The sequence below is a fragment of the Chryseobacterium sp. WG23 genome (assembly GCF_024586575.1).
Lineage (GTDB): Bacteria > Bacteroidota > Bacteroidia > Flavobacteriales > Weeksellaceae > Chryseobacterium.
The window spans coordinates 248,363-261,065 of record NZ_JALCZE010000007.1; the positions used below are offsets into that span (position 1 = coordinate 248,363).

Sequence of the window (12,703 nt, forward strand, 5' to 3'; positions counted from 1 at the left end):
CAGGGGTGTTAATATGAATGTATTATAAATTAGGATTATTTTTCTTCGCACTCATCGGATATTCTATGGTATATCTCACATCATTCTGCTGAAGAATATATTCCTGCCCATTTACTGTATGGGTTATTTTTTTCTGATTTGCTCTTCTTAAATCGAACCAACGCTGTCCTTCTGCTGCAAATTCTCTGAATCTCTCATCCAGAATAAAATTCATGAATTCCGCAGTGTTCATTGGTGCTACTTGATTCTGAACAGAAACATATCCATCCGGGGTGTATCTGTTTTTTAAAACCTTAAGAAGTTCTTGCTTGGCTTCATCAGGTTTATTCAGCTTTACCAAAGCTTCAGATTTTATAAAATACAGTTCGGATGTTCTGAAAGATACTCTGAAATCAGAGCTTCCTCCTTTGATCACTTTATATTTATTTCCGCTCTTTTCAAAATATAGTCCGAATCTTTTATCTGTAGTACTGTTATATTTTGAAAGAAGTTCTGCTGATGCAAAGGATAAATTCTGCACAGAGCTGTTGAATGCATTATCCAGAGCCAGAATAGATTCCGGCGAAGCATAATGGTTAGGTGCCGTATTTACCGTATTCAGATTGCTAATATCACTTTTAATAGCCAATGCCTGCTCTGAATAACTTAGAGCCTTATTCCATTCTCCTTCATAAAGAGCTGTTCTTGCCTCAAGTGCCAGTAATGCAGCCTTAGAAAATCTGTAATTGATGCCTGTAGCCTGCTTCTGCTCTACCATAAGGCCTTCAGCTTTTGCCATATCTGCATGAACCTGACTGTAAACTTCCTGTACAGTAGAAGGTTTCAATACTTGTTCAAGATCAATATCAAGGGTGATAGGAATTCCTCTGTCTGTAGAAGCCGTGGCACTGTTGTAAGGTTTAGCATACAAATTAACCATATCGAAATAGGTATAGGCACGCAATGCATAAGCTTCAGCTAAAATCTGCTGTTTTTCAGGAGACTCCGCCATAGTCTTGCTCCCTTCATTGATGATCTGATTCAGGTAAAATACCACGGAATAAAAACTCACCCATGGAAACTCAGTAGTTGCCTGATCTGTATTGGAGTCCTTCCACATAGCAATCTCACGGTAAGAGATGAAATCGCTGGTATTCTCATCAATATTCACCTCATCGGTGCGGAGTGCTGTAAGAGCTCTGTGAGAAGGGTATTTTGAATAGGCTGACGTAAGTACTTTCCTGTAATCATCAACTGTGGTTGGAATTACTTTTCCTTCCGGCTGAATATCTAAAAATCTATCACACCCGATACTGGTAAAACTGATTACCGCCAGTGCTATAAATGTTGTTATTTTTCTCATTTTTTTCAAGTTTTAAAAAGAAACATTAAATCCTACTGTAACTGACTTTGTAATAGGCTGTGCATAAATATTCCCATAGGTTTCCGGATCAAAATATCCCTTATATCCGTTACTGAATACAAATAAATTACGCCCTTCAACACTCAGCCTCAATGCACTGATTCCCATAGGAGCTGTAAACTCTTTAGGAAGTGTATATCCCAAACGGATGCTGCTGATTCTTATATAGCTGATTTCTTTTGCCCATACATCCAATAAACTGTACGCATTGGAACGGTTACCGGTAAACCATTTATTTGCCATCCATCCATTCGGATTAGCCTCCATATCAGGGCTTGTAATTCCCGGAAGTGAACCTCCTGCTTCATAGATATCTCTGGTATAATTTCTACCTCTGTCAAACTCAGATCCACGGTAAGAAGGCGTTCTCATTACGGTCTGCTTCAGGTTAAATGTTGCAGAAACAGTAAGATCAAAATTATGTACTTTAAATGTGTTGATAATACCTCCTGTAAATTTCGGATCCCTGTCTCCGATATAAGTAAACATACTTCTTAATTCCGCATTGGAAAGTTTGGTATCTACAAGCTGACCCGGAAGGAAATCCGCGTAGACATCGTATAATTTAAAGAAGTCTGCAGCTGATATTTTTTCATTGCCTTTCCAGAACATTGGGTTTCCTTGTTCATCCATTCCTGCTGTTTTCAAAGCAAAAACGGCATTCACCGGAAGACCTTCTCTTGAAGGAAGCAAAGCGTTATCACGAGGCTGCTCACTCAGTACCCTGCTCTTGTTGTGGGCAAAGTTAATCGTGGTACTCCATTTGAAATTTTCTTTGTCGATATTTCTGGTAGATAGCGCCAATTCAAAACCTTTATTCGTCAGACTTCCCCAGTTCATCATCGTATATTCGAACCCTGTTTCCAGCGGTGTTTCTTTCATACTGATCATATCTGTTCCTTTTCTGCTGTAAACATCAGCAGTAAGGTTGATACGGTTTTTGAACAAGCCCAAATCAAGCCCGAAGTTAACATTGGTTGTTTTTTCCCAACGAAGCTTATCATTCGGAGGACTGATTACATTTATGATATTTTCTTTTGATCCGGGAAGAATTGTTGCATCACTGTATTCTCCAATAAAGAATGGTGATGTGTTACGGTCAATATTTCCCTGCAGACCATAGGAAGCTCTCAGTCTGAAGTTAGAGATGGCATTAACATTCTTCATGAAGTTCTCCTTTGATACCAACCATGAACCTGAAACAGCCCATATCGGAAGGTATTTATACTTTTTATTAACCCCGAATAAGTTGGTACCGTCGTATCTTACACTTCCAAAGAAAGTATATTTCTGGTCATAGGTATATGAAGCTGTAGCAAACATTGAAGCATAAGCATTCTCTACAGGTGGCATTTCACGATAGGTTTCGTACTTTCTCTCTGCCGCGAAACTGGAGCTTGGGAATACAATTGCCGTTGCTCTTCTTGTGGTAGGATCATAACCAAATGCTCTTGTAATGGTTGTATTATCTTCTGTTTTGCGAAGTTCCGTTCCGGCCATCAAGTCAATTTCATGTACGGAATTAATTTTCGTGCTGTAAGATCCCTGCAGTTTCCAGTTGTATTGGAAAAAGTCATTATCCCAGTTTTGCTTTACTGCTCCGTCGGGCAAGAAATAACGGTATGCCCCATCTTTATAATAACGGGTTCCTTCTTTCATCTTTCTGGTAAAGTAAGTATTCTGGGCTGCATATTTTTCCGTTTCATTGGTATCGTACTGAATTCCCAACTGCGAAGTAAATTTCAGGCTTTTGGATACTTTATACTCTAAATCCAATATCGCTTTTAGGGAATGGTTTTTTAGGTTGTAACTTGTATTTTCTCTTTCTTCAAGGAAGTTGAAAGGAATATACCTGTCATCAAAACCATCGATATCCCTGTCATACCTGTAGCTTCCATCTGCGTTGTAAGGTGTCAGATAAGGATTGGCATTTCTTGAATAGTTGACAGGGCTGATATTGGCATCAGCATCTGTAATGAATGATTCACGCTCACTCTGTGTACCGAAAATAGAGATTCCTGCATTTAATTTGTCACTTAATTTATAGTTATTTTTTAACGTCAGGTTATAACGCTTAAAGCCTGTACCAATAGTTGTTCCCTGCTCGTCATAATATCCCAGGGAAAAATAATAATCTGAACGGTCGCTACCTCCGGAAATACTTACTCCATACTGTCTGTTGATCGCATTTCTATATAGTAATTTCCCCCAATCGGTATTACTGTTCCTTAAGCCGTTAATCTGCTGAATCGTCAGTGCATTCAACGCATCTAAACCGCCGTTTCTGAAAGCATCAAGCTGCCCGTTTTTGGTTAAAATCCTCATTACCTCTCCTTTATCAGCACGATATGTTAGATCGGCACGCTGAGCAAGCATCAGTTCAAGATCAACTTTCTCAGAGGCATTTAAAAGATTAAGTTTACCAAAGTCCGGACGGGATGTAATAAAGGTATCCGCTGAAAAATTCACTCTCATGGTTCCTTTTTTTCCTTTTTTCGTAGTAATGGAAATTACCCCGTTAGCTGCTCTTGCTCCATAAATAGCGGTAGCCGCAGCATCTTTTAAAATGGTAATATCTTCAATATCATTCGGGTTCAGCCCTGCAATAGAGAAGTTCTGGAGCTGATCGATATTATCCTTATCGGTGAAGTTAGGTACATCATTTCCTTCCAATGGAAGACCATCAATCACCCATAGCGGATCCTGCGGACCAGAAAGTGAAGCTGTTCCACGGATTCTGATCTTTGCCGGACTTCCCGGAGCTCCTGTTTCCGGAGTAACAGCTACTCCGGCAATTTGTCCTGATAACATCTGATCTATACTTGCCACACCAGCCTGGTTAATATTATCCATCTTAACCGTTGAAACCGCTGAGGTCTGTTTGCGTTTTTCAATTTTCTGATATCCTGTAATGATGACTTCCTGTATTTTATTCTTGTCAGAAAGCTCAGGGACCAATCTTATTGTATAATGAGTCTGTCCTTCATTGATCTGAACAATCCTGGATTCATAGCCAGGATAACTTACGGATACAGACTTAGTGTCTGCCGGGATTTCTAATATGAATTTTCCGTCCTTATCGGTTACTGTACCTACAGATACACTTTCAATAACTCCTTCCAGCTCGGTTTTTGTAGAAACAGATTGTGTTTCTATTTTTATAGATGCACCGCTAATTATTTGAGATGTGTTTCCATCTTCTATTTTTCCGGTGATGGTTTTCTTTTGTTGCGCTAACGCGATATTAGCTGCTAAAAGAGGTAAAAGTATTAGAGTTTTTTTCATAGCCGATTATTTATTTAAAGCCTCTTCAATTCGAATAATTAAGTCTGTGTAATGAGCTCTTGAAGCGTCATCTCCTTTATATCTGGTTCTGTTCAGTAAATCCAGTACCTTGTGTAGTTCTGCCCTTTTATAGGTAGTTACTTCAGATACTCTTTTCATGGAGGAATAATTAATGTTTCTAAGCTCCTTATCATCTTCATGGAAAGTACAGATCATTGGCATTTTCAGGGTATTGTCTACCTTCAGTGCCTTTACCGCAGTCTTTTCAAATAATTTATTCACAGAAACAATTAAAGCGTCCACATAGTTCTTCTGCGTCATCTTTTCAAGGATCGTCAGACTTCCTCTTTTATTGAAAATAGCAGTTCTTATCTGATCAAATAAATTCTCAACAGTATATATTTCCCCTTTTGACCCCGAAACCTCATGCTTTAGCTCATTTTCCAATAATCTCAACAGTCTGTCATCCATCAACAGGGAATAAATATTTGCATACTGCATTCCTCTTACCAGCGTATAAGGAGTCTGTTCAAACGGTCCCATTGGAGAATTTTTAACAGGATATGTTTTCTCTGAGATCGGATTGAAAAATAACCATTCCGGAAGGTTGATGGCATTCTTAACAAGATAATCAACAGCTCTTCTCTGGGTTTCTGCAGGTACTGCTTCGTAAGCTTTTTTCTTATTTCCGAAATTCGTATGGTTCAGATAAATTCCTCCTACATTCGCCATGACATGACCGGTATACAGATCCCATTGCCCAATAGCCCCTAAATACAATTTCCCTGCATCCGTATAATCTTTACCATCTGCATAGCTCCATTTTAAAAGATTATCTACAACAATTTTCAGGTTTTTCATCCCGTATTCACTGGCCTTCATAGCATCATCACCCAGATCTTCAGATTGTGAACGCGGATCTATAGTTTCCAGATAACTTTGCTGTTCTCCATAAAAATACAGAGGGTCGTCCTCATGTTTCTCTATTAAATTTCTCAATGCTTTTTTCTCAGAAAATTCTTCAGGATACCAACGGTAGCCCCATTCGATAGCATATTTATCGTAAATTCCAATTTTTGGAGTAATAGCAGTAACACCATCTTGCGGCTGAGCTACATAATTGTAACGGGCATAATCCATGATAGAAGGTGCTGTACCGCCCATCTTATCGGTAAACTCTTTGGAACGGAGTGACTCTACAGGAAAGGCGAAGGAAGATCCCATATTATGTTTCAATCCGAAAGTATGTCCTACTTCATGGGACGAAACGAACCGGATAGCTTCTCCCATATATTCATCACTGAATTTATTTCCTCTGGCTTTAGGGTCTATAGGCCCTATCTGAATTCTCATCCATTCCTGAAGCGAAGTCATTACATTATGCCACCAGATAATATCCGCCTCTATAATCTCACCACTTCTAGGATCCACTACCGAAGGCCCCATTGCATTAGATTTAGGAGAAGCTGCATAGGTAATCACCGAATATCTTACATCATCAATATCAAAATCCTCATCTTTCTCATCCGGCATTTTTGCAATGACCGCATTTTTGAAACCAGCCTGCTCAAAAGCCACTTGCCAGTCATGAACTCCTGCAATAATTTTCTCACGCCACTGCTTTGGGGTGGATGGATCAATATAATATACAATCGGTTTTTTAGGTTCTACCAATTCTCCTTTCAAATACCTTTCTTTATCTTCATCTTTAGGTTCCAAATTCCATTTGGTAATAAAGAATTTCTCATCCATTTTCTGTTGGCCATCATTAAATGCCCAGTGTTTTTCTGTAAAAAACCCCACTCTTGGATCAGAAACTCTGGGTTTCATAGGAGTTTTAGAAAGCAGTACAAGATTAGTGGTTACACCAAGTGTTACCGGCAAATCAACACCTCCTTCATTCACGGATGTTGACAACTGGGATTTCACCACAAGGTTCTGAGGAAATGTCTTCACGCCTTCAATGTAAGAAAGGCTTGATTTCACTGATCCCCCCAATCCTACATTAGCCAAAACATCATTAAAGCTTTTCTGATTTCCATCAAAAACTTTGTTTACCTTAATGGCTACCGCCGTAGAATCTGAATTTTGAGCTTCAATATCAAAAACTTCAATAATAGATTCTGAGAAATTATCTTTTACAGATTTTGTAATAGCATCATTTTTAGGGGAAGAAACTTTCGCTTCTGAAGTTCTGACCCAAACTTTTTTAGCTACGGTATCACGGTGAAATGAAATGATTTTATTTTCATAGTTCATTCCTTTGTTTAAACCAGCTTCATTTACCTGCATAGGTACCTGAGACAGTTTATTAACCACCAAAAACTGACGTCCCATCAGGCTGTCAGGAATTTCAAAATAAACATCCGTTTTTACCTGGATCGTATTAAAAAGTCCTTTTTTATAAGTTCCTTTTTTGATCAGGTCTTCAATTTTTTTTGTTTTCTTCGAAGAAACGTCAGCTTTTTCAGTTTTTTCTTTAGTCGTTTTTACAGAATCTTTTTTCTGTGCCAGCACTGCCGGCGAAGCCACAGCAAGTCCTAAATACAGTGCCAGCCTGTAATTCTTCATTAAAATAGTCCGATTCATTCCAAATAGTAAATATCTTAGTTTCAGCGGGCAAAGCTATAGGTAAAGAGAATCATATATATAGTGTTAGGGAGTGAGAGGGGATATTTCGGGAGTGAATGGATTTTTATTTTCACTTCATTAATGGCAAAAAACATATGAAATATTCACCATCTACAGAAATATTAACAAAATTATGTTTAAAATATCCATAAACTTGATTCAAATAATCAATTCCGAATTTCTCTCCCTGTACGGGTTCTGTTTTGAGCTGCCAGGTATTTTTTACAATGATCCCTTCTTTTTCAATGGTAATGATAATTTCCAGAGGCTGATCTATGGTTGCTATATTATGTTTTATCGCATTTTCCGTTACGATTTGAAGAGACAGATAAGGAATCTTATTTTCCAAACTCTCCTGATTATTAATCACTAATTTAAACTTCAGCTCTTCATCAAACCTGCTTTTCAAAAGTTCCATATACTGCTGTATAAAATTAATCTCCTGGGCAACGGAAACAATATTTTCCTTGGGAGGTACAATAAGATAGCGGTAGATCTTTGAAAGATTCATGGTAAACTTTTGCGCATTGTCTTTATTAATCCCGATCAGCATATATAGGGAATTCAGAGAATTGAACAGAAAATGCGGATTGATATTATTTTTAAGCTGCTGAAGCTGGTTGATGACTTCTGCTTTGTGCATCTTTTCGTTCTCTACCAACAATAAGTTCTTTTCAGACTGTATTTTTTCTTTTTCCTTATAGGCAATATGAGCAGATCTCTGAAACAATATAAAGACCGTTACAATAAGAAACAATGCTGCCAGAAAAATATAGGTGGTATACGTTTTTACTTTGTATACATTTTCATCGATAATAAAATTGACGTGGTTAACCACGGTATATCCTTCAAAATTATCCGTTTTTAAGGGTTTTATGAACCGGGTGACTTCAACTCCCAGATACTCAGAGATTGCAATGCCTTCGGTATATCCTGATTTTGTTTTACTACTCAATGTATCTTTAGGCTTAATATCTGTAAAATCAAAAATATTTTTACCAAGGTATTTCTTTTCAGGATGGGTAATACAAATACCTTCTTTGGTAAAAACATAGGCGTAGGTATTAGAGCTTTTATCTACATTGATAAAATATTGATGAAGGTCATCCAGACTTACAGCAGAACCATAATACAGTTTATTTTTATCCGGCAGCAGCAAAGAATCATAGCTCACCCAATACAAGCTGTCTTTACGGGTAATTAGAAGGTCTTTGAAATGTCCGGCTGCATTATTTTTTAAGGTGACAGACTTTTCTATATTCCCTGTTTTTTTGAAAACATCAGACAATGGGGTATTACTCTCGGTTTTTCCGGAGGCGTCATTATAATAGTAATACCAGCTGTAAGCTAAAAGATTACGTTTTTTGTTCAGGTTATTTAAAACGGAAGAATAATCTTTATAGTTTTTCAACCCGTCTTTTTGGATCAGGGCACGAAGCAAATATTGATAATCCTCAATATTTCTAAATTCTTTTTCAACGGATTCATATTTACGGACAAAAGTTTTCCTTGCGAAATCTTCGGTATTTTTCTGGCTGTCACGGGTAATTAAAAAGCTCAAAATAGCAAGTGCTACAACTGCAATTAAAGAAACAGATAAAGCAGCTATAAAAACAGATTTCTGAGACAGTGCACGTTTAAAATTAATATTCAATGTATTCTAAATTCTTGTTTCCTCCTACAGGTAAATTATTCGTTTGCAAAATTATAACAAAGATTTCAGGACCAAAAAGTGAATTATATATATAATCAGAATACGTAGAAAAATCATCTCATAATATTCAAAACCATCTTCATGAAGACGTTTTTGAATATTATTTTTTCCTTTTATTTGTTTTACAAAAAAGCCTGCCCATCATAAACTTTTTATATTGATTGTTCATGGGAGAATCAAACAGATCAAAAACATGTAAGGCACCTGGAATAACCCATAGTTCAGTCTTGACACCAGCCTTATACAGCAACTGTGCAAATTCTATATCTTCATCCCTTAAAGGATCCAGTTCACAGGCAACAATGGTTGTTGGAGGCAGCTTAGTAAAATTATCGTAATGAGTTAAATCTGCATATCTGATACGTTTATTTACATTCTCTTCCCCCAAAAAATGAAGCCATGCCGTTTGAGCATATATCCTGTTCCATAAAAGAGCATCTGTAAACTCTTCCATTGAAGAAGTGTCTAACCGGTTATGAATTACCGGATACAATAAAAACTGATGCTTTATATTTTCAATATGATGATCTACAGCCATCTGGGTAACTGCTGCTGCCAGGTGACCTCCAGCGCTGGCTCCTAAAACCGTGATATGAGCAGGATTAATTCCCAACTGAGCTTCCCCTTCACTAATCACCCATTGTAAAGCATCAAAACCATCCAGAATTGGAACTGGAAACCGATACTGAGGAGATAATCGGTAATCTACCGACACAATAGTTGCATTGAGCTTATCTGCAATTTCGAACATCTGATTGTCCACCTGTTCGGGTAAACCGAAAACATATCCTCCTCCATGAAAATATAAGAGCGTTTTATCCATGTTATATTTTTCAGGCTGATAAATATGTAACCTGATTTCATATCTATCCACTGAACTTTCTATAAAAATATCTTTTATAAGGATATAATCGGAATGCTTAAAAGGATGCGCTTTTATAAATTCTTTTCTTTCCTTCTGGATTAGCTCAGGATTATTTAAAAATACATCTTCATCAATTTCTAATGAATAGGGAGTATTCTCTATACTTATTCTTAAATCTTCATCAATTCTGTTAAAGTCCATGCTGTTATATTTTTAATACAAATGAAATCTGCAAAGAAGATATTTGCTGTTTTTTATTTGTAAATTTAACTTACATGTAATATGCTGTCCAAGTATGTATTAGATTGTATGAAACGAACAAAAATGTAAGTATGAGTATTAAAGAATCATCCACCAATAATGAAAATAAAAAAACACTGGAACACAGCTGTTCAGAAATATATGCCGTTAATCTGATCAGCGGGCGCTGGATCCTCTCTATTTGTTATCATCTTAGACAAGGAAAGCTGAGGTTCTATGAATTAAAGAACAATATTCCCAATATTTCCGAAAGAATGCTTACCCTTCAGCTGAAAAAAATGGAACATGAAAATTTGATTATCAAAAATATTTATGCAGAAGTTCCTCCGAGAGTAGAATATGAATTATCCGAGATTGGTAAAAGATTAATTCCCATACTGAATGAATTGGAAATCTGGGGTAAGGAGCATAAAAATGATAAACAAAATAATGGATCATCCTATTAAAAAATCAACTATAAGCGGAAAATTTAGTAATTGATTGTTGTAGGCTTTACCCTATTTTTGAAAGTATGAGCGGCTTAAACTAATATTTAATAAGTACACCCCAATGTGAAGTGACATTGAAGTTAGCTTTCAAAATCTGTAAGTTTAAATTCCGGTTGTTATTTTCATATGATCTGTTAACCAAAGCAGTCATAAATCTTAAAATTAGTTAATATACTCTATCAGGAAGCGGAATCAGCTCTTTATGTTTTGAAAATTAATTATCTTCGCCTACAAATCTAATTTGAAAATGAAGAAGATCATCTCCGGGATATCTATTTTTTGTTCTATCATTATCTCAGCTCAAGAGTCTATCCAGTTCCAGGAATTACCATTCAAGGATATTATCGCAAAGGCAAAAAAGGAAAAGAAATTGGTTTTTCTAGATGCCTATGCTTCCTGGTGCGGCCCATGTAAGATGATGGAAAAAAATGTTTTCACTCAAAAATCCGTTGGAGATTATTTCAATACCAGCTTCATTAATGCAAGATTCGACATGGAAAAAGGTGAAGGACGTGAAATTGCAGCTAAATATGGAGTACGGTCTTATCCTACCTATCTTTTTTTAAATGGCGAAGGTGAACTTGTTTCTCAAAACTCCGGATATATGGAGGCAGGTATGTTTGTGACTATGGCACAGGACATCAATTCTCCGGGCAATAAAAAAGGTTCTTTGAAAGAACGTTTTGCCAATGGTGAAAAAGATCCCGAATTTCTGATCAATGTCATGAAACTGAACTCCAGCAGTGATTTTGATTTCGCTAAAAAAGCTTCGGAAAGATATTTTGAAAACAAAAAAAAGACTGAAGAGCTTTCAAAAGAAGAAATCGGCCTCCTGCTCTATTTCGTAAAGTCAACAGAAGACCGTAATTATACTGTTTTCACTTCAAGAAAAGCTGAAATTATTAAGTTTTTACCTGAAGATACCTATAAAGAATTTGATGCTCAGCTGAAATTATCCAAAATAGTAGAACAGTCCATTGATGATAAAAATAAAAGAATCAATGACGATACCTTTATGAAAGCAGCCGAGCCTTTGGTAGGTAAAGAGGCAGCCATCACAAAGCTTAATCAGACCAAACTTAGCTATTACGAGCAGAACGCTAATTTTCCGGAATTTGAGAAAGCTGCGTTAGACTATTATAAAAATGCTGATGCTTTTGAACCCAATGAACTATTAAGGGCTGCATGGATATTCAGTGATCATATCAAAACACCAGCCTCATTAAAGAAGGCCACAGAATGGGCAGAAAAGTCTGTGATGAGAAGTGAAACCTCTGAAAACACTTATATTCTCGCCAAGCTGTATTTTCTTACAGGCAATAAAGAAATGGCAAAGAATTATGCAGAAATGTCTAAAAATATAGCCACTCAAACCCATAAAGATTCAAAACTGGCCGAAGAGCTATTAAATCAAATACAATAACACACCGATGAATTATAAATTATTGACAGGCGCTTTAGCCTTCCTAGCAATAGGTACTTTAAACGCTCAGGAACAGGAACAAGGACAGGATAAAAGTTTATACATAAAGGGGAACGCTCTTTTTCTACCCATAGGAATCATCAACGCCGGTGTAGAAAAGCAGATAAGCCCTAAATATACCATTCAGGGAGATGTTTTTATTTCCCCATGGAAATCTTTTGCCGGACATAAGCTTCAATATTATTCTGCTTCTGTAGAAGGCAGGTATTATTTCAAAGAGGCTTTTAAACACTGGTATCTGGGAGCGAATCTTGCTTTTGCAGCCTATAATGTTCAAAAATGGAACTATTGGAATGATAGGGTTATTGTCAGGGAAAATGGTGATACTTATATCAACTCCAATCTTTACCAAAAAGGATTTTCTATTATGCTGGGGCTAACTGCCGGCTATCAGTTTCAGTTATCTGACCGTTGGAATCTTGACATCTATGGTACTGTTGGAACATCCCAGAGTTTTTATAAAGGGTATGATAAAACAACAGGAAAAAGATATGATCAGGCAAGCGGTCTTAATAAAAGTGGCGAATTTATCCCATACAGAGGAGGAGTCATGATCTCTTACAAATTTAAATAA

General features: G+C 36.8%; 8 protein-coding genes. 3 read left to right on the forward strand and 5 right to left on the reverse strand.

Annotated elements, in window-relative coordinates:
- Nucleotides 1-22: 22 nt before the first annotated feature.
- From MP477_RS12815 to MP477_RS12835, 5 genes are all read right to left on the reverse strand, one after another.
- On the reverse strand, nt 23-1,342 hold the full coding sequence (locus MP477_RS12815; RefSeq protein WP_257190742.1) for a RagB/SusD family nutrient uptake outer membrane protein: 1,320 nt from the start codon (nt 1,340-1,342) through the stop codon (nt 23-25).
- A gap of 12 nt (nt 1,343-1,354) precedes the next feature.
- Nucleotides 1,355-4,687 carry a SusC/RagA family TonB-linked outer membrane protein gene (locus MP477_RS12820; RefSeq protein ID WP_257190743.1) on the reverse strand — a complete coding sequence of 1,111 codons (3,333 nt, stop codon included), beginning with the start codon at nt 4,685-4,687 and terminating at the stop codon, nt 1,355-1,357.
- A gap of 6 nt (nt 4,688-4,693) precedes the next feature.
- A complete protein-coding gene (locus tag MP477_RS12825) occupies nt 4,694-7,276 on the reverse strand; it encodes a zinc-dependent metalloprotease (RefSeq protein ID WP_373567426.1) in 2,583 nt (860 codons plus the stop codon).
- Nucleotides 7,277-7,388: 112 nt separating this feature from the next.
- Nucleotides 7,389-8,972: a histidine kinase gene (locus MP477_RS12830; protein WP_257190744.1), complete on the reverse strand. Its 1,584-nt coding sequence runs from the start codon at nt 8,970-8,972 to the stop codon at nt 7,389-7,391.
- A 160-nt stretch (nt 8,973-9,132) separates the two neighbouring features.
- Nucleotides 9,133-10,098 carry an alpha/beta hydrolase gene (locus MP477_RS12835; RefSeq protein ID WP_230037035.1) on the reverse strand — a complete coding sequence of 322 codons (966 nt, stop codon included), beginning with the start codon at nt 10,096-10,098 and terminating at the stop codon, nt 9,133-9,135.
- A 131-nt stretch (nt 10,099-10,229) separates the two neighbouring features.
- Between MP477_RS12835 and MP477_RS12840 the strand changes: the two genes are divergently transcribed.
- From MP477_RS12840 to MP477_RS12850, 3 genes are all read left to right on the forward strand, one after another.
- Complete coding sequence (locus tag MP477_RS12840; protein WP_257190745.1) at nt 10,230-10,604, forward strand: helix-turn-helix domain-containing protein; 375 nt, start codon at nt 10,230-10,232, stop codon at nt 10,602-10,604.
- A 289-nt stretch (nt 10,605-10,893) separates the two neighbouring features.
- A complete protein-coding gene (locus MP477_RS12845; protein WP_257190746.1) occupies nt 10,894-12,069 on the forward strand; it encodes a thioredoxin fold domain-containing protein in 1,176 nt (391 codons plus the stop codon).
- Nucleotides 12,070-12,076: 7 nt separating this feature from the next.
- Nucleotides 12,077-12,703 (forward strand): DUF3575 domain-containing protein, encoded by a 627-nt coding sequence (locus MP477_RS12850; RefSeq protein WP_230037040.1) that lies wholly within the window; start codon nt 12,077-12,079, stop codon nt 12,701-12,703.